The sequence below is a fragment of the Neorhizobium huautlense genome (assembly GCF_030811685.1).
Taxonomy (GTDB): Bacteria; Pseudomonadota; Alphaproteobacteria; order Rhizobiales; family Rhizobiaceae; genus Neorhizobium; species Neorhizobium huautlense_A.
In genome coordinates this window covers 279596-305670 of sequence record NZ_JAUSRF010000005.1, presented here as the reverse complement: position 1 = coordinate 305670, position 26075 = coordinate 279596, and the positions used below count along the sequence as shown (strand labels likewise).

30 protein-coding genes are annotated in these 26075 nt (G+C 60.9%); 10 read left to right on the top strand and 20 right to left on the bottom strand.

What is annotated here, in order from left to right; genetic code table 11:
* From J2T09_RS09775 to J2T09_RS09755, 5 genes are all read right to left on the bottom strand, one after another.
* A complete protein-coding gene (locus J2T09_RS09775; protein ID WP_306833729.1) occupies positions 1–1542 on the bottom strand; it encodes an FGGY-family carbohydrate kinase in 1542 nt (513 codons plus the stop codon).
* A gap of 17 nt (positions 1543–1559) precedes the next feature.
* Positions 1560–2558, bottom strand: a complete 999-nt coding sequence (locus J2T09_RS09770) for an ABC transporter permease (protein ID WP_306833727.1) — start codon at positions 2556–2558, stop codon at positions 1560–1562.
* A gap of 2 nt (positions 2559–2560) precedes the next feature.
* Positions 2561–3544 carry an ABC transporter permease gene (locus J2T09_RS09765; RefSeq protein ID WP_306833725.1) on the bottom strand — a complete coding sequence of 328 codons (984 nt, stop codon included), beginning with the start codon at positions 3542–3544 and terminating at the stop codon, positions 2561–2563.
* Positions 3537–5024 carry a sugar ABC transporter ATP-binding protein gene (locus J2T09_RS09760; protein ID WP_306833723.1) on the bottom strand — a complete coding sequence of 496 codons (1488 nt, stop codon included), beginning with the start codon at positions 5022–5024 and terminating at the stop codon, positions 3537–3539. The genes J2T09_RS09765 and J2T09_RS09760 overlap by 8 nt, the downstream gene beginning before the upstream one ends.
* Positions 5025–5102: 78 nt before the next feature.
* Positions 5103–6104, bottom strand: coding sequence for a substrate-binding domain-containing protein (locus tag J2T09_RS09755; RefSeq protein ID WP_306833721.1), 1002 nt, complete (start codon positions 6102–6104; stop codon positions 5103–5105).
* A gap of 151 nt (positions 6105–6255) precedes the next feature.
* Here J2T09_RS09755 and J2T09_RS09750 point away from each other — a divergent pair, with 151 nt between their 5' ends.
* Both J2T09_RS09750 and J2T09_RS09745 read left to right on the top strand, forming a co-directional pair.
* Complete coding sequence (locus tag J2T09_RS09750; RefSeq protein WP_306833719.1) at positions 6256–7272, top strand: substrate-binding domain-containing protein; 1017 nt, start codon at positions 6256–6258, stop codon at positions 7270–7272.
* Positions 7273–7363: 91 nt separating this feature from the next.
* Positions 7364–7825, top strand: coding sequence for a hypothetical protein (locus tag J2T09_RS09745; protein WP_306833717.1), 462 nt, complete (start codon positions 7364–7366; stop codon positions 7823–7825).
* A gap of 81 nt (positions 7826–7906) precedes the next feature.
* Here the strand turns inward: J2T09_RS09745 and J2T09_RS09740 are convergent, their stop codons facing one another.
* From J2T09_RS09740 to J2T09_RS09675, 14 genes are all read right to left on the bottom strand, one after another.
* Positions 7907–9505 carry a hypothetical protein gene (locus J2T09_RS09740; RefSeq protein WP_306833716.1) on the bottom strand — a complete coding sequence of 533 codons (1599 nt, stop codon included), beginning with the start codon at positions 9503–9505 and terminating at the stop codon, positions 7907–7909.
* Positions 9502–10329, bottom strand: a complete 828-nt coding sequence (sctT, locus tag J2T09_RS09735; protein ID WP_306833714.1) for a type III secretion system export apparatus subunit SctT — start codon at positions 10327–10329, stop codon at positions 9502–9504. The genes J2T09_RS09740 and sctT overlap by 4 nt, the downstream gene beginning before the upstream one ends.
* Positions 10330–10338: 9 nt before the next feature.
* The gene (locus J2T09_RS09730) at positions 10339–10608 is read right to left on the bottom strand and encodes an EscS/YscS/HrcS family type III secretion system export apparatus protein (RefSeq protein ID WP_306833712.1); all 270 of its coding nucleotides are present in this window, start codon (positions 10606–10608) and stop codon (positions 10339–10341) included.
* Positions 10609–10611: 3 nt separating this feature from the next.
* The gene (sctR, locus tag J2T09_RS09725; RefSeq protein WP_306833710.1) at positions 10612–11268 is read right to left on the bottom strand and encodes a type III secretion system export apparatus subunit SctR; all 657 of its coding nucleotides are present in this window, start codon (positions 11266–11268) and stop codon (positions 10612–10614) included.
* A complete protein-coding gene (locus tag J2T09_RS09720; RefSeq protein ID WP_306833708.1) occupies positions 11265–12314 on the bottom strand; it encodes a FliM/FliN family flagellar motor switch protein in 1050 nt (349 codons plus the stop codon). Before J2T09_RS09720 ends, sctR begins: the two co-directional genes overlap by 4 nt.
* Positions 12308–12793 carry a type III secretion system stalk subunit SctO gene (sctO, locus tag J2T09_RS09715; protein WP_306833706.1) on the bottom strand — a complete coding sequence of 162 codons (486 nt, stop codon included), beginning with the start codon at positions 12791–12793 and terminating at the stop codon, positions 12308–12310. Before sctO ends, J2T09_RS09720 begins: the two co-directional genes overlap by 7 nt.
* On the bottom strand, positions 12790–14130 hold the full coding sequence (locus J2T09_RS09710; RefSeq protein WP_373458409.1) for a FliI/YscN family ATPase: 1341 nt from the start codon (positions 14128–14130) through the stop codon (positions 12790–12792). Before J2T09_RS09710 ends, sctO begins: the two co-directional genes overlap by 4 nt.
* A complete protein-coding gene (gene sctL, locus J2T09_RS09705) occupies positions 14127–14723 on the bottom strand; it encodes a type III secretion system stator protein SctL (RefSeq protein WP_306833704.1) in 597 nt (198 codons plus the stop codon). The genes J2T09_RS09710 and sctL overlap by 4 nt, the downstream gene beginning before the upstream one ends.
* Positions 14720–15304, bottom strand: coding sequence for a hypothetical protein (locus J2T09_RS09700; RefSeq protein ID WP_306833702.1), 585 nt, complete (start codon positions 15302–15304; stop codon positions 14720–14722). The genes sctL and J2T09_RS09700 overlap by 4 nt, the downstream gene beginning before the upstream one ends.
* Positions 15301–16119: a type III secretion system inner membrane ring lipoprotein SctJ gene (gene sctJ / locus J2T09_RS09695; protein WP_306833700.1), complete on the bottom strand. Its 819-nt coding sequence runs from the start codon at positions 16117–16119 to the stop codon at positions 15301–15303. Before sctJ ends, J2T09_RS09700 begins: the two co-directional genes overlap by 4 nt.
* Before the next feature lie 5 nt (positions 16120–16124).
* Complete coding sequence (locus tag J2T09_RS09690; RefSeq protein WP_306833698.1) at positions 16125–16577, bottom strand: hypothetical protein; 453 nt, start codon at positions 16575–16577, stop codon at positions 16125–16127.
* 38 nt (positions 16578–16615) lie between these two features.
* Positions 16616–16825, bottom strand: a complete 210-nt coding sequence (locus tag J2T09_RS09685; protein ID WP_306833695.1) for a hypothetical protein — start codon at positions 16823–16825, stop codon at positions 16616–16618.
* A 72-nt stretch (positions 16826–16897) separates the two neighbouring features.
* A complete protein-coding gene (locus J2T09_RS09680) occupies positions 16898–17518 on the bottom strand; it encodes a secretin N-terminal domain-containing protein (protein WP_306833693.1) in 621 nt (206 codons plus the stop codon).
* Positions 17519–17863: 345 nt separating this feature from the next.
* Complete coding sequence (locus tag J2T09_RS09675) at positions 17864–18097, bottom strand: hypothetical protein (protein WP_306833691.1); 234 nt, start codon at positions 18095–18097, stop codon at positions 17864–17866.
* On the opposite strand from J2T09_RS09675, the gene J2T09_RS09670 reads away from it, so the two are divergent.
* From J2T09_RS09670 to J2T09_RS09640, 7 genes are all read left to right on the top strand, one after another.
* Positions 18096–18254 (top strand): hypothetical protein, encoded by a 159-nt coding sequence (locus tag J2T09_RS09670; protein ID WP_210300465.1) that lies wholly within the window; start codon positions 18096–18098, stop codon positions 18252–18254. The genes J2T09_RS09675 and J2T09_RS09670 overlap by 2 nt on opposite strands.
* Positions 18255–18384: 130 nt before the next feature.
* A complete protein-coding gene (locus J2T09_RS09665) occupies positions 18385–19320 on the top strand; it encodes a SctD/MshK family protein (protein ID WP_306833688.1) in 936 nt (311 codons plus the stop codon).
* 28 nt (positions 19321–19348) lie between these two features.
* A complete protein-coding gene (locus J2T09_RS09660) occupies positions 19349–19735 on the top strand; it encodes a hypothetical protein (RefSeq protein WP_306833686.1) in 387 nt (128 codons plus the stop codon).
* Positions 19732–20061, top strand: a complete 330-nt coding sequence (locus J2T09_RS09655; protein WP_306833684.1) for a tetratricopeptide repeat protein — start codon at positions 19732–19734, stop codon at positions 20059–20061. The genes J2T09_RS09660 and J2T09_RS09655 overlap by 4 nt, the downstream gene beginning before the upstream one ends.
* Positions 20058–22229 (top strand): type III secretion system export apparatus subunit SctV, encoded by a 2172-nt coding sequence (gene sctV, locus J2T09_RS09650; protein ID WP_306833682.1) that lies wholly within the window; start codon positions 20058–20060, stop codon positions 22227–22229. Before J2T09_RS09655 ends, sctV begins: the two co-directional genes overlap by 4 nt.
* Before the next feature lie 101 nt (positions 22230–22330).
* Positions 22331–23671, top strand: a complete 1341-nt coding sequence (locus tag J2T09_RS09645) for a type II and III secretion system protein family protein (RefSeq protein ID WP_306833680.1) — start codon at positions 22331–22333, stop codon at positions 23669–23671.
* Complete coding sequence (locus J2T09_RS09640) at positions 23661–24086, top strand: hypothetical protein (protein WP_306833678.1); 426 nt, start codon at positions 23661–23663, stop codon at positions 24084–24086. Before J2T09_RS09645 ends, J2T09_RS09640 begins: the two co-directional genes overlap by 11 nt.
* A 17-nt stretch (positions 24087–24103) precedes the next feature.
* Here J2T09_RS09640 and J2T09_RS09635 read toward each other — a convergent pair whose 3' ends face one another.
* On the bottom strand, positions 24104–24898 hold the full coding sequence (locus tag J2T09_RS09635) for a tetratricopeptide repeat protein (RefSeq protein WP_306833676.1): 795 nt from the start codon (positions 24896–24898) through the stop codon (positions 24104–24106).
* A gap of 116 nt (positions 24899–25014) precedes the next feature.
* Between J2T09_RS09635 and J2T09_RS09630 the strand changes: the two genes are divergently transcribed.
* Positions 25015–26067 (top strand): EscU/YscU/HrcU family type III secretion system export apparatus switch protein, encoded by a 1053-nt coding sequence (locus tag J2T09_RS09630; RefSeq protein WP_306833674.1) that lies wholly within the window; start codon positions 25015–25017, stop codon positions 26065–26067.
* Positions 26068–26075 lie beyond the last annotated feature (8 nt).

The window sequence follows — 26075 nt, the reverse complement described above, 5'->3', positions numbered from 1 at the left end:
TCAGTAAAGCGCCTTGAAAGCCTCGTAACGCTCTTCATGCATGGCTCGATAGGCCGCATCCGGCTCAAGAATATCCTCGCCGGGTTCAAGCGCATTGGCCACCGCCAGCACATCGCCGGAACTGAACGGCGCCATGGCCGCGACCGCTGCGCCAAGCAGCACGGGTTCGCGCGCCTGCGAAAGCACGATCCTGCAGCCTGTGCCATCCGCATAAAGCTTGCGCAGCAATGGCGATTTGTTGTGGCCGCCGCTGATATGCAACGTATCGATCGCATAACCATGCGCGTTCATGCGCTCGATGATCAGCCGCGTGCCGTAAACCAGCGCCGTCGCTGCCGCCCAATAGATCTTGATGAAACTTTCACGTGGATCTTCCAGCGTCAGGCCAACGATCTTGCCGCGAATGTCGGCATCGGCGAAGGGAGAGCGGTTGCCGATGAAATCCGGCAGCACGTGAATGTCGGGGGCCGGATCGCCGTTTTCGAGGCGCTCAAGCAGAAGCGCCGACAATTCGCCATGCGGATCCTCGCCAAATTCGCGGCCACCGGCGAACAGTGCCACGATGTGATCGAGCAATGCGCCGGTGACACTCTGCCCGCCTTCGTTGGCGACATAACCGTCGCACAGCGCGCCGGGATAAGGGCCCCAGACGCCCGGCACTTCACGCCGCTCCGGCTGGGCGGCGATATGGCAGGTAGACGTGCCGGCAATCAGCGCCAGCCGATGTTCCGGCTTGTCCTGAAGACTGCGACCCAGTGTGCCGAGCGCGCCGGCATAGGCATCGATCATTCCGACGGCAAACATACAGTCGGTGGTGAGGCCGAGATCGCTCGCGGCTTCTGCCGTCAGCGGGCCAAGCGTCGCTCCGACCGGCAGTGCGGTTTCAGGCAGGCCTGCCCGCTCGATAACATCGAGCATGTCGATCTGGCTCAGGAAATCGCGATCCCAACCAAAGCCGGGGCGCGGGTCAAAGGTCCATTTGCAGGCCAGCATGCAGACCGAGCGCTCCAGCGAACCGGTGCATTTGAACCCGACCCAATCACCCAAATCGCCAGCGTAACCGATATTGGCGTAAAGGTCGGGGCGATTGCGCTTCAGCCACATCAGCTTCGGCATTTCCATTTCCGGAGACATGACGCCACCGAGATTGGCGAGCGGTGCGCCGCCGGTCGCCGTGCATTCCTCGGCCTCGGCCGTCGCACGGTGATCCATCCACACGATGATATCCCAGGCCGGATCGCCTTCGGAAAGGCGAAGCGGAGCATATTGCTTGTCCAGCAGGACAAGCGAACAGGTGGCGCTGACCGAAACGCTTTTCACGCGTTCTGCCGCAATACCGGCATCACCGACCGCCTTGCGAACCGAATGGCAGATGGCCTGCCAGATATCCGTCGTGCTCTGCTCGACGAAATGCGTCTGCGGCCGGTTCATGGCGATCGCCTGTTTGGCTTCGGCCAGAAGATTGCCCTTGTGGTCAAAAACGCCGGCGCGTGCGCTGCCCGTGCCGATGTCGATGCCGACGACGTAATCCTGAACGTTCATGCTGATCTTCACCTACTTCACGTCTTCTTGAGGAATGGGGCACGCACGATCATAACCGCGATCAGGAATGCGCCCCACACGGCTGTTGCCAGATGCTGGCTGGCGCCCATCAGGTTCATACCAGATGCGATCACCTGCAGGCTCATCAGGCCGAGCACCAGGGGCAGGACACGTCCGAAACCACCGAACGGATTGGCACCGGCCATGAAACAGGCGAGAATCGTGATCAGGAGATAGCTCTCCCCGTGACCGACACGCACCGAATTGAAGCGCGCCAGCATGATCATGCCCGCAAGGCCTGCCAGCACACCGGACAGGGTGTAGAGGATGATCGTCACCTTCTTGACGTTGATGCCCGAATATTCGGTGGCCTTGAGGTTGGAACCGATCATGTGGATGGCAAAGCCTGCGCGCGTGAACTGCATGATGTAGGCCAGCACGCCTGCGGCAACCAGAAAGATCAGCATCGGCATCGGAATGCCGAGGAAGGCGCTGTTGCCGATGGCCAGAAACGCTTCCGGCATGCCGGAAATGTCACCGCCGCGTGTGAGAAACTCACCGAGACCGCGCAAAAAAATCATCGCGCCCAATGTCACGAGGATCGGATGCGCGCCGACATAGGCGACGATCACGCCGATCATGAAACCCGAGAGACCACCGGCGGCAAGACCGGCGGCGATTGCCAGCGGCAGGCTGGCAAAACCGGCGCTGACGAGAGCGCCTTTGACCAGCCAGGCGGTGGTGAGACCGGCGATATTGGCGGTAAACGTCACCGACAGGTTCAGGCCGCCGGAAATGATCGGCACGAACATGGCGAGAGAAAGAATGGCAAGTTCCGGCAGCTGCAGCGCCATGGAGGAAAAGTTGCCTGTACTCAGGAAGCCCGGCGCCATGAAGGAAAACAGCGCAATGCTTGCGGCAAGCAACAGCGCCATCACCATCAGCTCGATTGCATCGCCACCGATCTGTTTTGGCGAAAGTGCGGAAGACACCGTCTTTGTGCTATCGGACGCCATGATCAAACCTCCCTCGCCCGCGCTTTACCGGGCAGGATTTTTCCAAGATTGCTGGCCGTGATCGCCACCAGAATGATGAAGCCAACGATCATCTGGAAAGCATAGGGTGTCACGCCCATCAGGTTGAGGCCATTTTGCACCACGGCAAGCAGCAGCACGCCGAGGATGGCGCCGATGACCGTGCCGCGCCCGCCACCAAGCGTGGCGCCGCCGAGCACGACGGATGCCAGGATCGGCAATTCCTGCCCGTTCAGGGCATTCGGCACCGCTTCCTGAACGATATGCGCCTGCATGAGGCCTGCGACACCGGCACACAGACCAAGCCAGCCATAAGCAAAGGCCTGAATTTGCCATGCCCGCACACCGGAGCGCAAAGCCGCTTCCGGGCTGGAACCGTAGCCATAAACGGCGCGGCCGAAACCGGTTCTGGCCAGGATGAACCATGTCAGAAGCGACATGACGATCATCACCGCCACCGGCAGATAAAGTGTAGCAGTCCCCCGTTCGGCCGGAAGCGCGACCAGCGGTACGGCATCGTAGAGCCAGTCGGGAATATCGTAGATCGAGACACCGCCGGTGAAATACATCAGCAGGCCGAAATAGAGATTGAACGTACCGATCGTCGCGATGATCGACACGATACGGAACTGGTGGATCAGGAAGGCATTGAAGAGGCCGAGAACCGCGCCGCAGGCCATGGCCAGCGCGATCCCGAAAAACCAGTTTCCGCCACCGATCGGCATCAGCAATGTGAGAACCACATATTGCACGACCGAGGCCGCAACGGCGAAGGAGATATCGATGCCGCCTGCAATCAAAACGACGACCAGCCCGACGGCAAAGATGATGTTGACCGACTGGTTGTTGAGGAGATCGAACAGGTTCTGCAGCGACAGGAACGTGTCGGTGGTAAAGCCGAGCAGGATACAGAGGGCAAGGATCAGGAGTGCGAGCACGCCTTCCGTGCCGAGACGGATGTTAGGCATTGATCATTCCCTCCAACTCTTCTTCCTTGATGTCGCTTGGCCGGGCTTCCTCGACCAGACGCCCGTCGCGCAGGAGCAGAATGCGGTCACTGTTGTACCAGAGTTCGCCCGCCTCGTCGGAAATCAGGATGATCGACATGCCCTGATCCGCCAGATCGCGGATGATTGTAAAAATGCCCTGCTTGGCGCCGACATCGACACCGACGGTCGGGCAATCGAGAATGAGGACATCCGGCTTGGTCGCCAGCCATTTGGCCAGAACGACACGTTGCTGGTTGCCGCCTGAAAGCGATGAAACCGGCAGTTCCGCATTCGAAACCTTGGTCTGCAGCCGGGCGATCCAGTCCGCCGTCAACTGCCTGATGCGCTTCGGCGACAGGAAGAAACGCGGCGCTTCCAGCTCTGGAAGAACGGTTGCGGCCGTGTTCATGTTGATCGACTGGTTCTGCACCAGACCGAGATTGAGACGATCTTCCGAGACATAGGCAATGCCGGCGGCAACCGCGTCACGGTTCGACGACAGCGCCAAGGGCTTGCCGTCCTTGAACATGCGGCCCGAACTCGGTGCATGCATGCCAAAGATCACATGCGCCAGTTCCGTGCGCCCGGCCCCCAACAGACCTGCAAGGCCGAGGATTTCGCCGCGATGCAGTTTCAGGGACACATCCTCGAATTCGCCGGTCCGGCTCAAGCCCTGAAGTTCCAGCAGAAGCTCGCCGACCTTGCCGGCCGCACGCGGTTCCTGCGTCAGTTCGCGGCCGGTCATCAGCTCGGAAAGCCGCGCCTGCGTCATGCCTTCCGTCGGATAGGTGCCGACCAGCTTGCCATTGCGCAGCACCGTGACGCGCTGGCAGACATCCAGCACTTCGGAAAGACGGTGGCTAACGAACACGATCGATATGCCTTGAGCAGACAAGGTGCGGGCAATATCGAGCAGCGCCTTCACTTCGCGCGCGGTGAGCGAGGCCGTCGGCTCGTCCATGAAGATGATCTTTGCTTCCGCCCGCATGACACGGCAGATGGCGACAAGCTGACGCTTGGCGATGGACAGGTCCTCGACCAGCATGTCCGGATCGAGATCCGCACCGATCTTGCCGATGATCCTGCGCGCCTCGTCGTGCGCTTTCTTGCGCGATAGCGGACGAAGCGGGCTGGCGACGTAGTCGTCGAAGACGATATTTTCGGCAACGGTCAGGTGCGGGAAAAGTGCCAGATCCTGCCAGATGACATGAATGCCGCGATGACGCGCATCATGCGGCGTGACACCGGACACCTTGTCGTCGCCGAACTGGAATTCGGCACCCGCCTCGGGCGTATAGACACCGTTGATGATCTTAATCAGCGTGCTCTTGCCGCAGCCGTTTTCTCCGGCAAGGCACAGGACCTCGCCGCGGCGCAGTTCGAACGCGACATCGTCGAGAACGCGCACCTGTCCAAACACCTTGCTGATATGCTTGGCGCTTATTGCAATATCCATCATGATTTTGACCTTGCCGTCACCGTGCGGGAACAGCCGCCGACCGGAATGCCGGCGGCTGTTCAGTCCCTTGGGAGGATATCAGAGGCCGAGTTCGGCCAGACCGTCGACGGTTTCCTTGCTCAGTTCGAGCGGCTTGGAGGCAAACAGAACCTTGCCTTCCATCTTGACCGGACCGAGAACCGGAAGATCGGCGCCGTCCTCGACCTTTTCGCCCTTCACGAGCTTGTCGCCGAGCGCGACGAAAGCCTTGCCGGCTTCAAGCGGGCTCCACTGGAAACCACCGGTGATGACGCCTTCATGCACGAGGCGACGCCCCTGCCCCGGCGAAAACAGACCCATGACGGCAACCTTGCCACCAAGACCACGCTCCTTGACGGCGCGCGCGGCACCAACGGTACCCTGGCTGCCGAAAGACATGATGCCTGCGAGATCCGGATTGGCGCGAATGAGATCGAGCGCGGTGTCGCGGCTGTCATCAACGCTTTCGGCAACACCGAAACGATCGGCCGCCTGCTTCATGTCCGGGCAATTGGCCGACAGCCATTTGACTGCGGCATCCGCCCAGGCGTTATGCGCCGGAACACTGAGACCACCGACGAAAACCGCATAGGAGCCCTTGCAGCCAGTCGTCTTGGCGAGCAGCTTGGCATGCTCTTCGCCCAGTTGCTGGGCGGAAATCATCTCGAAATCGAAGTCGATATTTTCCGAATCCGGGCTTTCATGCGTCAAAACGACGATACCCTTGTCGCGCGCCTTCTTGAGAACCGGCTCCAGAACCTTGGCATCGTTTGGAACAACACCAATGACATCGACGCCACGGGCGATGAGATCTTCGACGGCGCGCACCTGCAGGGCCGGATCGGCGCTGGTCGGGCCTATCATGTAGGCTTCGACGCCAAGCGCCTCGCCCTGTTCCTTGATGCCCTTTTCCATGGCGTTGAACCACGGGATACCACCAACCTTCGCAACAACGGCGATTGTCGGCTTGTCAGCAGCCAATGCGGCACCGCCGCCCAGCGCCGAGGCCGCAAGCATCGAACCGGCAAGCATCGTTGCGAGAATAAAAGCTCTGCGCTTCATGAGACCCTCCCTATGTCGCCGGTTTCACCTCCACCGGCAAAAGCAAATTTATGCACAATCCTTTGTGCAGCATTGCGCAATCGGTTGTGCATTATGTTGTTGCGAAGCGGCTTGTCAATGCTAATTTCCGAATCCCTTCAGGAGTGCCGATTTGTCCACCGAAGTACCGAAGCGTCTGACGATCTATGACCTGGCGAAACTTGCCGGTTCGTCGCCCAGCACCGTGAGCGCCGTTCTGAACGGAACCTGGCAGAACCGCCGGATCAGCGAAAAGCTGGCGGCGCGCATCCTCGCCGTGGCGGCGGACGCGGATTATTCGGTCAACATGCAGGCACGCGCACTCAGACGAGAGCGTTCCGGCATCATCGGCATGATCCTGCCGCTTTACGACAACCGCTATTTCAGCTCCATCGCCCAGATTTTTGAGGCCGAGGCGCGCAAACGCGGGCTTTTTGCCATCGTCTCCTGCACCAATCGCGACCCGCAGCAGGAGCAGGCCGCTGCCCAGATGATGATTGCCCACCGGGTGGAAAAACTCATCTGCACCGGCGCAACCGATCCCGACAGCATCGCCCGCATGTGCCATGCGCAGGGCGTGGAAACCATCAATCTCGACCTTCCGGGAAGGCTGGCACCTTCCGTCATATCCGACAACCGCAATGGCGCTAAAGCACTGACCACGGCGATTCTCGACCGGCTGGAAGATCGCGGAAACCCGCAGGATCCGATCCTGTTCGTCGGCGGGCGGATCGAGGATCACAATACGCGCGAACGTATCGCCGGTTTCCGGGAAGCCCTGACGGCGCGCGGTCTGGAAAGCCCCGAGGAAAATATCATGCCATGCGGTTATTCCGGCGCGCGGGCAGCACCGGTTCTCGATGCCTATCTGCTCAAGCACAAGACCTTGCCATCGGCCATCTTCGTGAACTCCACCATCACCCTGGAAGGCATCGCGCGGTGGTTCAACGAACAGGGCCACAACATGAGTGAAATCGTGTTCGGCTGTTTCGACTGGGACCCGTTGGCCGCCGTCTTCAACCCGCATTTCCTGATGGTTCGGCAGAATGTCCCGGTGATGATCGACCGCCTTTTCGACCTGATCGATTCGCCTCACGCCCCTTCGACGGCCCTGATCGAGATCCAGCCCGAGATTTTGGGCGTGCAATAGACCGTTTGCCGGGATGCACCTTCCTTTTCATACCAGCGTCACGCAGGTGGTTAATAGATCCTAACGGTTCCAAGCCAAGGGAAGGGTTTTCATGTCTATCACTTTGCCAACCAATGTTTCGCCAACATCCCCCACCAGCAATTCGGCATCGTTCGAGCAGAAGCTGAATGCCGCGAAATCCAGTCAGGTTCTCGTGGAATATCTGAAGGAAAACGGCAAGTCCGCCATCAACGAGCAGGAACTTGCAGCTCTCGCCAACAACAGCAATGGCAACGTTTCTTCAGAAGTATCGGCAGCGGCATCCTACATGGTCCGCCACGAAGACGTTTTCACCGCCATCGAAACCCATGACGTTGCCGGCAAAGACGGTCTTTCGGGCGTCTGGAACCTCGAATGGGCAGCCGCCGGTGGCCTTGAAGGCTCTTCCGTCGAGGCAATCGCCGCCATGACCGAAGCGTTCGACCGCGCCATCGGCGCCTCGGCCAAGATCACCGAGATCACCACCGAGAGCAAGACCGAGCTCGACGCCACCAAGCAGCGCGCCCAGAACTGATTTTGTTCGAAACGGGCATGCCGGCGATGCAAAAAAGTATCGCCGGCATGCCTTTTCGCAATCGACATTCAGAAACGCTGGTCAGACCTGCATATCGTCATCGCCGAAGCCGATGACATCGGGCGCAGCAGCCATCACGAACTGGCCGTTGAGGAAGCTGAGCAGACGCTGAAAAGCCCGGCCCTGCTGTTCCATGAACTGAAAACTCTCAAGCGCCGTCCATCCGGCTCCCAGCATCAGCGCATTGTTTTCAAGCTCGCAGAGTTCGGCGAGAAACGCCGCCCGCGGTGCGGAAAAGCCGATATCGGTGAGCGTCAGCCGCACCATGTCGAGTGTCTCGTCGCGATTGCCGGCCGATGGCACAGTCATCGCATGGCGCATGTCCCTAATCGCCATGCGGCTGCCGGAGATGGCGCCAAAAATCTCGGGACTGTTCAGGAAATGGCCGCGAACCGTTTCCAGTCTGGGATCAAGTGCAAAAGCCGCCAGATCCCGAACTGCGCGAAAGGTTTCCAGCCCGACCTGTTCCAGCCTCTCAAGTTTCGGGGCCATATCCTCCAGAGCCGCAGGCTGTCGTTGCAGATGCTCGATGAGCCGTGCAATTGCGCGCTCCTCACCTTCGTCACGCCAGGCAAGCCATTCAAGGCAGAGAGGCCCGACCTGCTGCAGCACATCGGAATAGGCTGCCTCGATCCTTGCGCCGAGATCGGCGAATGCCGACAGCATCAGCGTCACCAGCGCTTTTGCCCGCGACGGATTGCCATCGCGATGCGCAAGCTCGTCCGCCACGGCCAAAACCAGCCGCACACCGGCGCCAACGGCAATCGTGCGCACCAGACCGGAAAATACGGCATTGTCATTCTGGTTGGCGGGCGCCAGCAGGATCGTGCCGATATCGCGCAAGAGGCGGATCGATGACGGCGGGCGCGGGTCCTTGTCGATGGCGGCCGCCACATGCGCAAGCACGAGCGCCGCCTTGGCATCGCGCGGTTTTTCATCCGTCACGCCAACCGCGTTTTCGCTATGCGCTGCCTGCTCGACAAGCCGGGTGATCAGGGGCGCCGCATTGTCGAGCAGAACCGAAACCTGTTCTGCAGACAGGGAGCGCGTGGCAGCATGCAGTTTTTGCGCCGATGCGGCCGGACCGGATGTTGCCAGCGCGTGCTCGACACCGGCGATGGCTGCTTCAATGACACGTTCCTTGCCGGCATCTGCGGAGACCGGCGCGAGAGCGACCTCGGATACACCATTCCAATCGGCACTCTGCATCATAGACGGCTGCGGGCCGGAAACGGGCTTGCCGCTGTTGCCGGAGAGCGGTGATGGTGATATTTCACTGCTACCGGAATGCAGTTCGGCGCCGGTTTCGGCTTCCTGAAGCGCCGTTGCAGGTGAAGAAAACTCAGCCGATTCTTCCACCAAAATTTCCGCACGCGACATGCCGCTAGCATCCGCCTTGCCATCCCATGCAGCGGATGCCCGTTGCAGAAGATCAGCGGGCCCGGCCAAAGTGGAAAGCGAAGTACCATTGGACAACATCTGCCGGACATTGCCGTCGGATGCGCCATGTTCCTTTTCCAAATCCTCGATCTCGGCCCAGTTCTTCTGACTGGCATTTTCGGAAAATGTCTGGGCGAGGCCCAAGAGGCCATCGAGTGTCGGCAGAATGGGATTGTTCATGAGGCCCCCTCGCCACCGCTGACAAAACCACGCAGGATTTCAAACGTGCCCTTGAGCGCGCCCATCTGATCGAGCAGCAGCGGCACCATGAAACTCAGGTAAAGCACCATCAGAAACGAAAACATCAGGTTCTTCACCGCCAGGGATAGATCGAAAACGTGAAGCTGTGATGCCATGCGCGACAGAAAGGCCATCATGATATCGACAATCAGGATGGCGATCACCAGCGGCGCGATGATGAGGACGCCGATCTGCATGATGCGGTCGAGCACTTTCAGAATGCCGACAAAGGCGGATGGATCGAGCACCGGTGAAAAACTGGCGGCTGGCCAGAGCTGATAACTGCGGTAAAAACCATCCAGCAACAGCATGAAACCGCCGGACATGAAAAACAGCGCCAGAAGCGTGATGGTGAGCAGCGTTGCAGTCACCGAGGATTCGCCGGCCGACAATGGATCGACAAGCTGCGACATGGTGGAACCACGCTGCAGGTCGATGAGGTCGCCCGCCACTTCCGCTGCCCAGAAAGGAATGCCGAAGGCGAGGCCGATCAGCGCGCCGACCACCATTTCCTTGATCAGCAGGCCGGCGAGATCGAAACTTGTCGGCTGACCACTGACGGCCAGTTGCTGGAAGATCGGAAATATCATCGGCAGCGAGATGGCGAAAGCGACCGAAGAACGGATGATGCCGGTCAGGCCAAGCCGCATGAAGGCCGGCGTCAGCATGATCATGCCCATCGCGCGGGCAACCGCAATCGCCGCCGCCACCAGAACGGGGTAGGCGAACTCGGTAATCGCTGCCGTGACCGCCGCAAGGTTCATCGCGTCACCCTACCTCGTCAGCGAGGCAAAACTGTCCAGCGACTGGCTGGCAAGCGCGCCCACCTGTACGGCGAGAAGCGGACCGACAAAGATCAGCACCAGCATGACCGCCACGAGCTTCACCGCCTGCGGCAAAGTCTGGTCCTGGATCTGCGTCAGCGCCTGAATGAGACCGACAGCCACGCCGATGACGATAGCAACGCCAAGGGCCGGCGCGGAAACGATCAGCACCGTCACCAGCGCCCGGTTCATCTCATTGAGAAAGATTTCCTGGCCCATCGGCTATCCTCCATAGCTCAGGATCAGTCCATGCATCAGTCGCGACCAGCCCTCCACCGCCACGAACAGGAATATTTTCAGCGGAATGGAGATGAGCGTCGGCGACACCATCATCATGCCCATCGCCATCAGCACGTTGGCGACGATCAGGTCGATCACCAGAAACGGGATGTAGAGAAGAAAGCCGATTTCGAAGGCGCGTGTCAGCTCGGACGAAACGAAGGCCGGGATCAACACGACGAGATCGTCTTCCTTCAGATCGGCACGCGCCTCCGGAGACCACACGCTTTCCGTCGCCTCGATGAAGAATTGACGTTCCCGTTCGTTTGCGAACCGCTTCAGATATTCGCGTAGCGGATCGGCAAGCGTCTCGCCAACACTGCGCAGCCCTTCCACACTTTCGATATCGATCGGTCGGCTTTCGACCGCCCGGTACATGTTGCCGACGAGAGGCGTCGTCACATAGACGGTGAGGATCAGCGCGATACCGTAAAGCACGAGGTTCGGCGGTGACTGCTGGATGCCGAGCGCATTGCGGATCAGAAACAGCACAACGGAAATCTTTAGAAATCCCGTCATCGTCACCACCGCCAGCGGCAGCAGACCGATCGTCGAAACGACGATGATGATGGCAATCAGGTTGGGCTGAAATTCGGTCATGCTGTCCGGCTGTCTGGTGCTAAGGCGGGGGCTGCGGGAAAAAGGGAAACGATACGCACACCCAGGCCGGCGCCGATCATGATGAGCTCACCGCGCCCGAACCGCCTGTTATCGACAACGAGGTCCACCCCGGTTCCGTCGAAACAGGAGAGCGGCAACGCCTCGCCTGGCTTGAGAGCATCGATGGCGCCGATTGTGGTCGTCACACGACCGGTCTCGGAAACCATGTGCACCATATGCCGGGTTTCGCGGCCCGACTGGATATCGGCCAATGAACCAACCATGGCGCGGCGGGTGAGCGGATAAAACGCGCCATCAAGCTCAACGCCATCAGCCTTGCGGCGGACGGCGGCGACCAGACGGTCATTCGCCACGACAACCGGGCGATGATGCGTCAGCATCACCACATCACTGGGGCTAAGACTTTCCAGCTCCGCAATGGAAAGGTCCTGTGACCCGGCTTCGATGACCAGTTCGACGGCAGCACCGGACAGATCGGCCGGTTCGGGCGGCTGGAGCCGGTCAAGATAATCGGCAAGTTTTTCCACAAGACGCTCGGTCAGCTCGAGCCTCAGGGGCAACATCGTGCCATCGGCTTCGATGCTCATTTCCTGCGCATGCAGTGTTGGCCCCGCATCGCCTTCGCCCAGACGAATGTCATCGCCGATATGCGCCTCGATCTGGCGAATGAAATCGAGACCGGCCAGTTCAAGAAGCACCGCGCGCTGCAAGGGCTCCTCGTCGATAAGAGCGCCTTCAAGCCCGAGCGGTTGCGCCAGCCAGTCGACCAACCCGGCTGAAGCATGAAGCCGGCAGGTTTCAGCGCCGATCCTGAACGACATCGCTACCAGCTTGTCATCGACGCGGCCAACGGCCGGATGCAGCCCGATCTTTCGTCCCGCGAGCATACCGGCAATCGGCCGGCGGGGTCGCGACAGGCGTTCAGCCAGAGAAACCGGCGCCGGTGCTGGCTGCGTCACCAAAATCTCGGCGACACTGGCACCGCCGCAGCCCAGACCAAAATGGGCACCTGTATCCCTCAGCATGACATCCGCATCCGGTCTGCACTCATTTCTTCTGCTTCCAATTCGCTGGCGGCATCGCTGCGCCCAAGCTCCTGACGCCGCAATCGATCTTGCGCTTCACTCAGCTTGTCGCGCTCAAACAGGCGCTGCCGCCATTCTGCCTGCACTGCGGTAAGTTCCGTCTGTCGTGTGGCAACCGTCTGCCGCGCCTCATCGCGCGCAACAACCAGCCCTTCGCGTTTCTGGTCGGAGATGCCGAGAAGATCGCGCGAGCGGCCCAGCTCGTTTTCAGTGACCGGCCTCATACCCATGGCCGCGAAAAAGCGTTGTTCCTTCTGTCCGGTTTCGCGATCATGCCTGTCGATTTCGGCTTCGGCGACCAACACGGCGCGCTCCGCATTCTGCAAGCGCGACGCGGCCACCGATACGGCTGCTCGCGCACGCTCCTCGCGAAGCGAGCGCAGGTCCAGAAGCCGGGAAAGATCGGAAAGACCGCTCAACCCAAAGCCTCCTTCATCGCCTTCAGCGTTGCCGCCATGTCGCAGATCTCATCCGACGGCTGGCGCAAAAAGGCTTCGATCGCGGCATGGCGACTGACGGCCAGATCGGCGCGCTTGTCGCTGCCCGCCTTGTATTCGCCGACACGCAGCAGAAGCTCGATATCCTGATAGGCGGCCATGCTTTCGCGCATCTGACCGGCAAGGTCACTATGGTCCTTCGTCGCGACGGTGTTCATCAGGCGGCTGCGGCTTTTGAGAACATCAATCGCCGGAAAATGGTTGCGCTGCGCCAGTTCGGCGGAGAGCACGATATGACCGTCGAGAATAGCCTTGGTTTCCTCGGCCACCGGATCCAGCCCGCCATCGCCTTCCGTCAGAACCGTATAAAGCGCGGTGATGGAACCGCCCCTGCCCGGTCCCGCCCGTTCCAAGAGACGCGGCAAGGCCGCAAAGAACGATGGCGGAAAACCGCGCCGCGTCGGCGGCTCGCCGACGGCAAGACCGATCTCGCGCTGCGCACGAGCAAACCGGGTCACGGAATCCATCAGCAGCAGCACATTGCGACCCTGATCGCGAAAATATTCGGCGATTGCCGTCGCCACATAGGCGGCCTTGACGCGTTCGATTGCCGGACGATCCGAGGTTGCCACCACCGTTACGGATTTTTTGCGCGCCTCAGCGCTCAATTGCACGTCAACGAATTCGCGCACTTCGCGGCCACGTTCACCGATCAGTCCGACGACGATGACATCCGCCTCCGTGCCCGCAACGATCGAGGCGAGAAGCGAGGATTTACCGACGCCCGGCTCACCAAAAATGCCGACGCGCTGGCCACGCGCCACCGTCATCAACCCGTCGATGGCGCGCACGCCGAGACGAAGAGGATGTTCGATGATATCGCGTTTCAGCGCATGTGGCGGATCGGCCTGAACCGGATAGGTTTCCGATGTGGCAAGCTGGCCGGCATCTCCATCGAGCGCTCGCCCCAGGGGATCGATGACGCGCCCGAGCAACGCCTCGCTGACCGGCACCCGCAGGGACCGCCCGGTGGCGATCACTTCTGTCCGCGCCGACATGCCCTCAAGATCACCAATCGGCGAGAGCACGGCCCGCTCGTCTTCAAAACCGATCACCTCGGCCGGCACCTGCCGCCCAGTTACCGGATCGCGCAGGTGGCAGAGCTCGCCGATCCGCGCTTGGGACAGGCTGGCATGCACGATGACGCCGCGAATTTCCCGCACCCGCCCGCGCGTCGGCCGCGTATCGACGGAGGACACCGCCAGCGACAGCCGCGGCAAAATGCTCTCGAGGTTTTTGGCGCGCGGCATCTCGTTCATGCGCCGCCCCGCTCCTCATACTGGTCCTGCATGGCGGCGCGGATCGCTTCAAGCTGCGTATCGATGCCGACATCGATGCTGGTCGAGGCGGTGGTTACCGTGCATTGCCGCGCGGACAGATGCCGATCGGCGGCCACACGCACCGTCATGGCACCCGAATTCATCTCCGCGAGCAGCTGCTGCGCCTCACCCAAAATCTCGGGCGCGACATTGACCACGACAGCCTTGTCTTCCCGAAGTCCGTCCAGAGCCTCGCGGGCGGCGCGCGCCACAAGCTCGGCATCATCGAATCTACCGATAACACGCTCGACGATCTGCATGGCCAGATTAGCAACCATCGGCTCCACCGAGCCGAGATAGCGTTCCACATCGGCCTGGCAGCGCATCAGCAGCGCCGCTGCCTGCGCCTCGCCTGCTTCTCGGCCCTGCTCATGGCCGGCCTCGCGGGCCCTGGCCACCTCATCCTGTGCACCGGCGCGAATGGCAGCCGCTTCTGTCCTGGCGCGCTCCAAAAAGGCGTAACCGTCGATCCAGCATTCGGCCTCCTCCGCCCGGATGATCCGGGCAAGCGGTCGGTTGGGCATTTCCGTCATGCGATTCGGCTTTCAAAGAGGCCGAGGCGTCGCAGGATGGCCGGGCCGCGCTCGGCCAGATCGACACGATCCGTCGCCGGAACAGCATGGTCGTTAGGCCATTTCAGCCACACACGGCGCTTCAGGGAAACCGGAAGCGCCTCGATCCAGGCAGCAAGGCACGCCGTTCCATCGCCCGCGATTTCGGCTTCAAGCTTATCGAGATCGTCGATTTTCGCCTTGTCCATTGCCAGATCGGCGTGACGGCGCGCATCGTCCAGAGCGTCGGCCCCGAAGCGTTCACCCAATGCGGCCAGAACCGGTCCACGGATTTCCTGCACGAACTGGCGCGCATGCAGCACGACACCGGCACGGATCGCCAGTTTTTCCAGATTTTCACGCGAAAGCAGGGCAAGCGCCCGATCGGCCTCCTCAACGCTTTCGCCCGTATCGGCAAGGTCGTAATGGCGCGTGACGATCTGTGTGAGCCGCGCGGCAAATCGAGGCTCGTCCAACAGTCCGTCAGGAAGGCCATCGGCACCGACCGTGCGAAAACACACAGCGATGCGATCCGGATGCATCTCGGCCAGCAGAGCGCTCATCGAAAACTCTCCAGCTGATAGGTTTTTCGATCACGCTGGCGCAAAAGCAGGGCGGCCACACCAGCCAACAATGCGACGACAAGACCGGCCAGCCCGCCGACAATCCACATCGCCCGCGAAACGCTGCTTTCCAGCATCCACAGACCGAGAAATGACACCATCGGCTGGCTCGCGGATGCCGGCTGGGCAGCGGCTGCGGCAACCGGTACGACCGAAACCTTGTCATAGGAAAGCCCGGCAATGCCGTTGGCAACAAGCGTCTTGATCTGCGGAATGAGCGGATCGATCTTCAACCCCGCCTCATGGCGGATGAAAACCGAAGCGGAGGATGGCGAGGCCTCGCGGCGCAGCGGATCATTGTCCGGCAGTACGATGTGAATACGGGCGGAGAGAACGCCGTCGATCTCGGAAACGGTACGCGAAAGCTCTTCCGACAGCGCATAGAGCATTTTGGCGCGTTCCTGCGTCGGCGAGGCCACGAGACCTTCCTGCTGGAACACTTCGCCCATCGTGGCAAAGGCCTGCTTGGGAAGGCCGGCATCTTCGAGAACCTGCACGGCTTCGCCAAACCGTTCACCGTCGACGACCACTTTCATCTTGCCGTCGTCCTGCAACACGCGGCTGGCCGGAATGCCGTTGCGTTGCAGCGTCGCGACCATGGAATTGGCCTCGCGTTCGGCAAGATTGGTATAAAGATCCTGCTGGCAGCCCGCGAGCAGAAGAGTGCATACGACAAGAGCCGCGCTGCCGAACCTTTTCAGCGGTGCGGACAGGAATGGGGTGACAAAGCTACGGACAGGCCCCGAATGTTTCATGCGCATCACTGACCGCGCAAAAGCGTGTTGGCCGCGCCCGAAACCTGGGTCGTGCCGCGCACCACCATCTGGGTCTCGATCGAATGATCAAACATCATGCCGAGCGACTGGATCACCTTGTCGATCTGGTTCTGATCGACCGGCAGCGCCGAATTGCGGGTCTGCGACAGATCGGTCACACCGGCACCTTCCGGGCCGAGGCTGACGAGTTCGCCACCGGTCGCCTGCGGCGTGCGCTGGGTCAGCCCGCTGGCGCGTTCGGAAAAACTGCCGCTGCGCTCGAAAAAGCCCTGCAGGTTCTGCAGCACTTCCTGGCCAAGCTGTGTTGGACCGGCGCTCTCCGGCAGGGCCTTGGCTTGGGCGGCGACATGTTCGAACAGGTTCTGGCTGGCTTGGGCTGCCACATCCGGCACGGCTGTCGGCTGCGGCATGCCCGCAGCCACGATCGGTGTCGTCATCGGTTTTCCTTCCGAAAAAATCGCGTGTCTGTCAGCGATTATTCGTCCGACATCGCCTCGTTGAGGATGTCGTTGGCGCGCGGCATGATGATCATCTGGCCACCGATGCTGATGGCACCTTCGATCATCATGTCTTCCAGTTCGGGCGTCATTTCGCTGCCCTGCGCATTGTTGACGGCGGCATCGAAAGCAGCCTCGCCATTTGTCGTCGAAACGGAATCCACGCCGGAAACAGGGGGCACAGCCATTGTCTTCTTCCTCTTTTCATCGGTGGGCGAAGCGTCGCTGTCCTCACCCGTTTCAGCCTCATCCGCCGAAAATCATTTTCGCGCGGAATTCTCCCGACCTTGACCGGAAGGCGCATTATCCGCCGGCCCGGTCGAAACCATTTCCGTCATCACCCCGCCGCGAAACACGCGAACGCGCGGATCGTCGCCCGCAACAACCGGTTCCGGCTGCAGACGCTCGACGAGTTGGTTGACGACATTGATGTAAGCAGGCGGTCCTGACACGGTTATGACATTGCCGTTACGGGCGGCGCGCAGCGAAAAACGCTCGTCGGCCAGCCCAAGATCGCGCATCTGGTTGGCAACGACATCGCCCCGCAGCCGCCCCGCATCGATCACCCGCGTGATAAATTCCTTGTCGGCGCTGACATGCAGAACCGATCCGTCAAAGTACCAGACAAGCCCGTTGGTGGCGGCGAGCCGATCGATGAATTCACCCGCGCTCTTGGCCTCGATACGTCCACGAACCCGGCCATTGACGGCATCCGAGAGCACGACGGGAAGGCCGACATTGCGCCCGAACTCGGTGAGCGCCACGCGCACATCCTGATCGAGAACGACATAGTTATAGGCACTGTCGAACCATGCGGGTGCCGCAATCGCCGGTGGTGCAAGCGGCATGCCCGCCGCCAGCAGGAATGCGGAAACGGCCAACGAACGCAACCCGATCCGGGCCCGGAAGGACATCCGCGCCACAGGCTCGCTAAATGCCTGCCCGGCCATCCTGTTCTTCAACACATAAAAATGGGCGAACCGAAAAATCATGCCCAAAGGCTAGCGGAACACATGCGGCGAATGAACAAGCCAGTATGAAATTTTAATGAAATTTAACCGTAAGAACGCGTGGTGACATCCGTCCTCGCACACGACCGCATTCGGTCTCGCAACGGTATCGATGGAGCTAGTCCAGAACCACCGAAGGCTGGGCGCCGTGTTAATAAATGTGTCGTCGCGAGCGGATTCGCATTTTCTTTTCGCGCCCTTTCGAAGAGCGGCAGCTCAGCCGTCAATCCCCTGATTGAAAAGCCTTTTTAAGCGTAAATTTACATCAGCAACAATGCATAAGTGGGCGGCCAGCCTTAACGTTTCGACAAGAATTTTCACTTTGTCGTTAATCTGTAGAAAACGGATTCTAGGTTCCGCCCTGTCGCGGCCTTTCGAGGAGAGCGGCGTGAAGCGGCGTCCCAAGGTGCCGCAATCGATGACCATAAACAGGAAAATGGAGGCCATCATGGCTACTGTAAGCCCTACTTCTGGCGGTTCTGACGCAGCGATCGCAAAGATGGAAGCTGCTTTCGATGCTGCTATCGAAAAGTCGGCCAAGATCACCGAGATCACGACCGAAAAGAAGACCGAGCTCGACGCCACCAAGCAGCGTCCGCAGAACTAATCCGGTTCGGCGCGGGCGAAATTGCGCGTCCGCGCCGCCACTCACCACCATGGGTTTGAACGGGTGGGTGCTCATGGTCGGTTGCACCAGCCGGCCGCTTGCGAAATGAATTCGATAAGGGGGTGCAACCATGTCGCTCAACAGTTTGAGTTCTCCCAGCGCCACGGCACTATCGACGACCACCGTGACAACGACACCGGCAAGCTTGTCGCTGGACGTGTTGTCGGGCCTGCATCACGGCGTGCGCGCGCCCATCGATGGCGATGCCTGCACGATCGGCTCCTCGCGAAACTGTGACCTCGTGCTCTCGGATACCGATATTGCCGAAGAACATCTTCAATTGAGATTTTATGGCCGTCAGGTCGCGATCAACGCCATTGGTGGGCCGGTCGTGATCGAAGGCCGTCCGCCCGTTCAGCGCGGTTTTGGCTGCCGCGCCAATCTTCCCGTGACGCTTGTCGTGGGTGGCGCAAAACTGCGCATCGCCCGCAACGGCGTGCAGAACCTGATGACCCGACGCTGGGGACCCTATCTGGCTGTCCTGGCCGTGGCGCTTGTCATGATGCCGATCGTCGCCGTTCAGGCCGGCATTTCCGGCCTGCTGCCGCAGAAAGCCACTTTCCCCGAGGACAACCTCATCGTCGGCACCGTTCCGGCAGCACCTCTTGCGCCCACGGATGCCGAAATCGTCGGCATGCTGCAGCAGAAGATCGCGGAAGCCGATCTCGGCAATCTGACCGTGACAGCCGATGGTCGCCGTGTCGATGTTAGCGGCGAAGTTCCGCCCGCGCGCATGGACGCATGGCGCGGCGTACAGCGCTGGTTCGACCAGTCGCATGGTGGCCGTTATGTGCTGACCAGCTTGGTCGCGTCAGCGGCGCTGACCGATGCGCCAAAGTTCATCTTCCAGGCGGTGTACTTCGGCGACAATCCTTATGTCCTCGATGCACGCGGCGAGCGCCGTTATCCGGGTGCCGCCCTGCAGGACGGCTGGATGCTGAAATCCATCGAGAACGGCCAGATCCTCGTCGTGCGCGGCGGGCAGGAGTTCAAGCTGACCTTATGACGCGCATGAGACGTTCAGGAGGGTGGCAATGAACGAACCATTGCGGCCCGTTACCATCGATCGGCAGCGGCTTGACCGGGCGCTCACCGAGGCTGCCAAACGCGCCGATCCCGTCAGCCGATCGCAGATCGAAGCGTTTGAAAATGCCGTGCGCCTTCGCCGTCGCGGCAGCCTTGCGCATGGCGCGTCGCTGCGCGGCGAAATCGACCAGCTGACCATGCCCGAGATCACCGATTCCGGCATCTTCGGCAATGAGCGGAGCATGAGCCTGCTCGACCACATCATTACCGCCATTCTTCCCAATCTCGATGCCAATGAAGACGTCACCTCCATCGCCAGGGCGATGCTGGAGGAAGAGATGGACCGCCGCCGCGAATTGCAGGCGCGCATCGATGAGGAAGGCGGTCTGGAATGAACCGCACCGATGCCGATGCTGCCGAACTGATGCATGCGCTGGGTTACATCTATATGCGCAGCGGCCAGAAGGGGCGCGGCCTCGTGTTCTTGCTGATCGCCAACCGCATCGAGCCGGAAGATCCGGGCATCCTGCGCAGTCTTGCCGCCGCGCTGATCGAAAACGGTGCAGGTGAACGTGCGCTGGGCGCGCTGGACCGGCTGATGGAAGTCGATGCCGATCCGTCCTCGCATCTTCTGCGGGCCCGCGCCTTCTGGGTACTGGACGACAAACCGCAGGCCTATCGCTGCTTTCGTGATTATCTGCAATTGCGGGGGCCGTTATGACGGGCATTCTCGGCACGCTCAACCGTTTTGCGCGCATGGCGTCCTATCGTTCCGACGTCATCGTCGCGAGTTTCATGATGCTGGCCGTTATCATGATGGTCATCCCGTTGCCGACACTGGCAGTGGACATGCTGATCGCCGTCAACATGTCGCTCAGCCTGCTCGTCCTCGTCGTCGCCTTTTATATCGGCCGGCCCGGCGATTTCTCCTCGCTGCCGCCGATCATCCTGATCGCCACGCTGTTTCGACTAGCGCTGTCGATCACCACGACGCGCCTCATCCTCTTGCATGCGGATGCCGGTGATATCGTTGCGACCTTCGGCAAATTCGTCATCGGCGGCGAAGTCGTGGTCGGCCTCGTTGTCTTCCTGATCATCACCGCCGCCCAGTTCATCGTCATCACCAAGGGTGCCGAACGTGTGGCCGAAGTTGCGGCCCGCTTCACGCTCGATGCCATGCCCGGCAAGCAGATGTCGATCGATAACGATCTGCGCAATGGCGATATCGACCAGACCGAAGCCCGCGCCCGCCGTGGCCGGCTGGAGCGGGAAAGCCAGCTTTACGGTGCCATGGATGGCGCCATGAAATTCGTGAAGGGCGATGCCATCACCGGCATCATCATCGTTTTCGTCAACCTGATCGGTGGCCTGCTGATCGGCATGCTCAGCCGCGGCATGAGTTTTTCCGATGCCTCGCATACCTATTCGCTGCTGACGGTCGGCGACGGCCTGATCGCCCAGATTCCGGCTCTACTGATCTCGATTGCCGCCGGCACGGTCGTCACCCGTGTTGCGTCGGACACGGAAGCCGATCTCGGCACCGAAATCTTTCGCCAGCTCGGATCGAGCGACAAGGCATTGTGGCTGGCCGCTGTCATCCTTCTCGGCGCGGCTTTCGTTCCCGGTTTTCCGACGCTGATCTTTCTGGCACTCGCGGCCCTTTTCGGCGGTTTTGCCTTCATGATCGGCCGCCGCCGCCCCAAGACAGCAGCCCCGCCGGTGCAACAGCCGGAACCCGATTTGATCGAGATCGAGGACGGTCCGGTCATCGAACATACAGTCATCTCCAGCGGCTCGACCCGCCACCGTGTCGTTGCGCATGTCGGCGCGCATATCGGTGAAACGGTCTGGCCGGAGCGTTTCCGGCTGGAGGCGGATCATGTACGCGACCTGCTGAAGGCCGATCTCGGGCTGGAAATGCCGGCCGTCGAAATGCGTCCCGACCCGTCGCTTCTGCCGGATCGTTTTCGCATCGATCTCGAAGGCGTGCCGATCGTCGATGGCGAGATACCGAAAAACGCGCTGCTGCTGAACGATGACCCCATGCATCTCGATCTTCTGCAGGTGCCACGCCTTCAAGGCCCGGCGCAGGTGGCCGGCCAACGTGCCATCTGGATCGGCGCGGACGAGGCGGAGTCTCTCTCCGAGGCCGGCATCGGTTTTCATGATCCGGCCGCGACGCTTGCAAAAAGCCTGTCGCATTCGCTGCGGCGTTACGCGGCGCATTTCATCGGCATTCAGGAAACCCGCGAACTCCTGACACTGATGGAAGGCGAATACGGGGAACTGGTGAAGGAGGCGACGCGGGTCGTGCCGCTTAACAAGCTTTCCGACATCCTGCGCCGGCTGGTGGAAGAGGATGTGCCGATCGGCAATCTGCGCGCCGTCCTCGAGGCGCTGGTCGAATGGGGCGGCCGCGAAACCGATCCGCTGCTTCTGACCGAACGCGTTCGCATCGCGCTCGCCCGCCAGATCTGCCACCGCCATGCGCAGCTCAACCGCGTTCTCTCGGCCTATGTGCTGTCGCGCGCCGCCGAAGATGCGATCCGCAACGCCATCAAAGCGACGGGCGTCGGCAAGATGCTTGCTTTGCCGGAGGACGCATCGCGCGCGATGCTGTCGCAACTGCGCCAGGCACTGGCCGATGGCGGCGACCAGCAGACGGCTGTGCTTCTGACCTCGCTCGATATCCGCCGCGTCATGCGCAATTACCTCATTCGCCACGATATCGAACTGCCGGTCATTTCCTATCAAGAGATCGCGCCCGAATATTCCGTCCAGTCTCTGATGTCTGTCACAATAAATTCGCAAATCCGGAATCGCTCAACGAATTCAGAGAGTAACGCGGCCGACGCGGCGCAGGAAAAGCCTGCGCTAACTTTTGGTTAACCATAAACCGCGCGTGTGGCGGTCGAAAGGGCCGCCGCCCGAAACGACAGAACGCCATCAGACGGCACAATGACACGGCACGTGGGGAGACGACCGCAAGAATGACGAGATCGACCATCCTGGCAAAAGGACATTTTTTCCTTCTGCTCTTCCTCGCCTTCTGTCTGCTTGCTCCGCAGGTCCGCGCAGAATCCTTCAGCATCGATGCCAAGGCCGGTGAAGCCGTGGCGCTGCCGCTCGGTCAGGGCCGTATCCTGCGCTTCGACCAGCCGGTCGAATCCGTTTTCATGGCCGATGCCAAGATCGCCGATGTGCGCGTCGTTTCCCCCGGCGTCGTCTACGTTTTCGCACTGAAGACCGGCCGCACGAACCTGATCGCACTCAGCCCCGATGAAAAATCGCGCGGCTCCGTCGATTTCTGGGTCATGCCGGATTCCAGGCCCGTGCAGGAAGCGCAGCGCGCCGTGCAGCCGAACAGCACGATCAAGATTTCGCTGTTCGGCGAACAGCCTTTCGCCAAGGGCCATGCCAACACGATGCAGGAAGCGATGGAAACACAGAGCGTCATGGAAGCCCATGCGCCGCAAAACCAGCCGCCGGTCAACAACACCACCGTGTCGGGTTCCAATCAGGTCAATATCCGCGTCCGTTTCGCCGAAGTGTCCCGTAACCAGTTGCTGCGCTACGGCGTCAGCTGGGATGCCTTTGTCAGCGCCGGCAATTTTTCCTTCGGTTTCGTCTCCGGCGGCAATCTCGCCCGTGATGCCGCCAGCGGTGCCTCCAATGCGCTGAGCGCCGGTGTCGCCTGGAACGGCAGCCGGGTCGATGCACTCTTGGAAGCGCTGCAATCGAACGGCATCCTCACCGTTCTCGCCGAACCCAATATCACCGCCGTCACTGGTGAGACCGCCAGCTTCCTCGCCGGTGGTGAAATCCCGGTGCCGGTGCCGGTCACCAACCAGCAGGTCGGCATCGAATACAAACAATACGGCGTGTCGCTTCTCTTCACCCCGGCACTGCTGCCGAACGGCCGCATCAACATGCGGGTGCGCCCGGAAGTCTCAAGCCTTTCGGCCAGCGGCATGGTCAACATCGCCAACCTTCAGGTGCCTGCCCTGCAGGTTCGCCGCGCCGATACCACCGTCGAGGTCGGCAGCGGCCAGACCTTTGCCATCGCCGGTCTTTTCCAGCGCAACGCCTCGCAGGACATCGAAAAGGTGCCGATGCTGGGCGACATGCCGATCCTCGGTGATCTCTTCAAGTCGAAACGCTACCAGCGCAACGAGACCGAACTGGTCATCCTGATCACGCCCTATCTGGTGGAACCGGTCGAGACGCGATCCATGAAGACCCCGCTCGACAGCCCGAACGGTGCACTCTCCGGCCCGGTCGCCACCAAACGCACGAAAACCAACAAGGGGTTCGGCTTCTATGTCGATTGAGACTTGTATCACCGGACCACGCCTTGCTCTCGCGCTCACCGTTCTTGCCCTTTCGGGCTGCCAGAACAGCAAGGAACGCGATCCCCTGCCCTATTCGCCGAACTATCATTATGCGCAAGGCTCGGGTGCCGTCAGCAAAGACTATGAAAAACAGACACGCGGCCGCCTCGTGCCGGATGCCTGCGTGACGCCCGATGTCACCGAAGACCCGATGTATCTGCCGCCGGGCTGCGCCAACAACATGAACCTGCAATTGATGGTGGAGCGCCAGAGCGATCTTGTTCAGGGCCGCAGGACGGGCCCTGCCATGGCCGCCCCGGTCGTCCGTGCCGCCCGCAACAGCATTGATGGCGTCAAGCCGGCGCAGACGCCGGAAAACCAGCGCGATGTCAGCACCACGGGATCCATGAACTGATGGGTGGCCGTCCAGCCTTAGCTGGACGCCAGAAGGCCGATGGCGCGGGCCCGCGCCGCCGGTTCCTTGATCGTGCGAACTTTTCGTGCCTCGGCCAGGAAGGTGCGCTTTTCGGCTTCCGGATAATCCGGCACGGAAACGGCCGCTGCGTCCTTGTCCTTTTGGCCCAGCGTCAGCGCCAGCATCAGATTGCGAAAGTGCCGTGCCTCGGCACGCGGCGACTGCGTGACGCCGCGCAACGTCGAGACCGCCGCATCATTGCGGCCGGATATCGCCTGCGCCAGACCGAGATTGGATTGCGTGTCGAGATTGCCCGGATCGATGCTGCGAGCTTGGCCGAAGGCGTTTTCCGCACCCTGTCCGTCTCCAGACAGGATCAGAGCCGTGCCGAGGCGGTTATAGGCCGACGAGCTTTTGACGAGAGGGGCCGCCACCGTCAGCGTGCGGGCCGCACTTTCCACCTGGCTCGCCTGCAATTGCGCGGTCCCGAGGCCGAGAAGCGCGCGCCCGTCATTGGGCGAAACATCGAGCGCCTTGCGGAAGGAAACGATTGCCTGGTCGGGATCACCGGCGGCAAGCTGGGCATCGCCAAGCCGCGTATAAGCACCGACCTTGTCCTTGGAGGATTGCGCTGCGCGCTCGTAGAGAGAAGCCGCCGTGGTCTTGTCGCCGCGCCGTTCGATATCCTGCGCCAGCTTGATGAGACGGGCTTCCTCGTTCGTCGGCCCGGCCTCGGTCGTCTCGCTGGTGGTGGTACAGCCGGCCAGCATGAGCCCGCAGAGAACCAGAGCGTTCAAAGAGTGATTCCGCATGTCATCCCGTCCGTTAGGTCCGGCGTTTTTCTAGCCGCTGCGGCACCGGCTGACAACCGACGAAGGGTGACTTTCCCTGATTTGCCGCCGCAGAATGTTTCGAAACGGAGCATTTCATGAGCGGTGATACCAGCGAGGAAAAAAGCCAACCGGCGTCCGACAAGAAGATCCGCGATGCCCGCGAAAAAGGCCAGGTGTCGAAAAGCCAGGATCTCGTGGCGGGCATGATGTTGCTTGCCTCCATCACCTATCTCGTCTTTTCGTTTACCGCCGAGCAGACAAAAATCGAGGCATTGCTGGACCTCATCGCCCGGCGTGTTCACACCGATCCGTTTGCCGAAGTGTGGCCCGTCGTTCTGGCGCTCGCCGGCAGCATTATCACCAGTCTCGCGGTCCCGCTACTGGCCGTCACGGTGGCGGCCATCGTACTCACCAATCTGGTCGTCATGCGCGGTTTCGTGTTTTCGGTCACGCCGATCACGCCGAATTTCGAGCACATCAATCCCGTCTCCGGCGCCAAGCGCATCTTTTCGATGCGCAGCGTCGTCGAGTTCTTCAAGGCGCTGTTCAAGGTCGCGGTTTTGGCCACCGCCTTCGTCATCGTTTTCCGCATGGGCCTGCTGGCGCTGATGTTGTCATCCACCTGCGGCGAACCCTGCATCAACAACACATTTCGGGCGCTGCTGCAGCCGCTGATCATTACCGCCATCATCGCCTTCATCGTGGTCGGGCTGATCGACGTTCTGGTGCAGCACTGGCTGTTTCAACGCGATCTCAAAATGACCAAGAGCGAACAGAAACGCGAACGCCGCGATGCGGAAGGGGACCCTGCCATCCTCCAGCAGCGTCGCAAGGAACGCCGCGAAATGCAGGCCTATGCCACCAAGACCGGCCTGATGAACGCCTCGCTTCTGGTCGGTTCACCGGATGGCTGGACGGTCGGCATCCGTTATGTGCGCGGAGAAACGCCGGTGCCGATGATTGTTGCCCGCGCCAGTCCCAGCCAGTCACGCACCATGATCACCGAGGCACTTCTGACCGATATCCCGGTGATCCGCGAAACGGCGCTGGCGGATGCCATCGCCAAATCCGCACGCACCGGCGAACCGGTGCCCGAAAAAATGTTCCAGCGTGTCGCCGACCTTCTGGTCGCCGCCAAGCTGATCTGATTGTGACA

Coding starts and splice junctions, on each gene's coding strand:
- J2T09_RS09775 (WP_306833729.1), bottom strand. CDS start 1,542: ATGAACGTTCAGGATTACGTCGTCGGCATCGACATCGGCACGGGCAGC.
- J2T09_RS09770 (WP_306833727.1), bottom strand. CDS start 2,558: ATGGCGTCCGATAGCACAAAGACGGTGTCTTCCGCACTTTCGCCAAAA.
- J2T09_RS09765 (WP_306833725.1), bottom strand. CDS start 3,544: ATGCCTAACATCCGTCTCGGCACGGAAGGCGTGCTCGCACTCCTGATC.
- J2T09_RS09760 (WP_306833723.1), bottom strand. CDS start 5,024: ATGATGGATATTGCAATAAGCGCCAAGCATATCAGCAAGGTGTTTGGA.
- J2T09_RS09755 (WP_306833721.1), bottom strand. CDS start 6,104: ATGAAGCGCAGAGCTTTTATTCTCGCAACGATGCTTGCCGGTTCGATG.
- J2T09_RS09745 (WP_306833717.1), top strand. CDS start 7,364: ATGTCTATCACTTTGCCAACCAATGTTTCGCCAACATCCCCCACCAGC.
- J2T09_RS09740 (WP_306833716.1), bottom strand. CDS start 9,505: ATGAACAATCCCATTCTGCCGACACTCGATGGCCTCTTGGGCCTCGCC.
- sctT (WP_306833714.1), bottom strand. CDS start 10,329: ATGAACCTTGCGGCGGTCACGGCAGCGATTACCGAGTTCGCCTACCCC.
- J2T09_RS09730 (WP_306833712.1), bottom strand. CDS start 10,608: ATGGGCCAGGAAATCTTTCTCAATGAGATGAACCGGGCGCTGGTGACG.
- sctR (WP_306833710.1), bottom strand. CDS start 11,268: ATGACCGAATTTCAGCCCAACCTGATTGCCATCATCATCGTCGTTTCG.
- J2T09_RS09720 (WP_306833708.1), bottom strand. CDS start 12,314: ATGCTGAGGGATACAGGTGCCCATTTTGGTCTGGGCTGCGGCGGTGCC.
- J2T09_RS09710 (WP_373458409.1), bottom strand. CDS start 14,130: ATGAACGAGATGCCGCGCGCCAAAAACCTCGAGAGCATTTTGCCGCGG.
- sctL (WP_306833704.1), bottom strand. CDS start 14,723: ATGACGGAAATGCCCAACCGACCGCTTGCCCGGATCATCCGGGCGGAG.
- J2T09_RS09700 (WP_306833702.1), bottom strand. CDS start 15,304: ATGAGCGCTCTGCTGGCCGAGATGCATCCGGATCGCATCGCTGTGTGT.
- sctJ (WP_306833700.1), bottom strand. CDS start 16,119: ATGAAACATTCGGGGCCTGTCCGTAGCTTTGTCACCCCATTCCTGTCC.
- J2T09_RS09690 (WP_306833698.1), bottom strand. CDS start 16,577: ATGACGACACCGATCGTGGCTGCGGGCATGCCGCAGCCGACAGCCGTG.
- J2T09_RS09685 (WP_306833695.1), bottom strand. CDS start 16,825: ATGGCTGTGCCCCCTGTTTCCGGCGTGGATTCCGTTTCGACGACAAAT.
- J2T09_RS09670 (WP_210300465.1), top strand. CDS start 18,096: ATGGCTACTGTAAGCCCTACTTCTGGCGGTTCTGACGCAGCGATCGCA.
- J2T09_RS09675 (WP_306833691.1), bottom strand. CDS start 18,097: ATGATGGCCTCCATTTTCCTGTTTATGGTCATCGATTGCGGCACCTTG.
- J2T09_RS09665 (WP_306833688.1), top strand. CDS start 18,385: ATGTCGCTCAACAGTTTGAGTTCTCCCAGCGCCACGGCACTATCGACG.
- J2T09_RS09660 (WP_306833686.1), top strand. CDS start 19,349: ATGAACGAACCATTGCGGCCCGTTACCATCGATCGGCAGCGGCTTGAC.
- J2T09_RS09655 (WP_306833684.1), top strand. CDS start 19,732: ATGAACCGCACCGATGCCGATGCTGCCGAACTGATGCATGCGCTGGGT.
- sctV (WP_306833682.1), top strand. CDS start 20,058: ATGACGGGCATTCTCGGCACGCTCAACCGTTTTGCGCGCATGGCGTCC.
- J2T09_RS09645 (WP_306833680.1), top strand. CDS start 22,331: ATGACGAGATCGACCATCCTGGCAAAAGGACATTTTTTCCTTCTGCTC.
- J2T09_RS09640 (WP_306833678.1), top strand. CDS start 23,661: ATGTCGATTGAGACTTGTATCACCGGACCACGCCTTGCTCTCGCGCTC.
- J2T09_RS09635 (WP_306833676.1), bottom strand. CDS start 24,898: ATGCGGAATCACTCTTTGAACGCTCTGGTTCTCTGCGGGCTCATGCTG.
- J2T09_RS09630 (WP_306833674.1), top strand. CDS start 25,015: ATGAGCGGTGATACCAGCGAGGAAAAAAGCCAACCGGCGTCCGACAAG.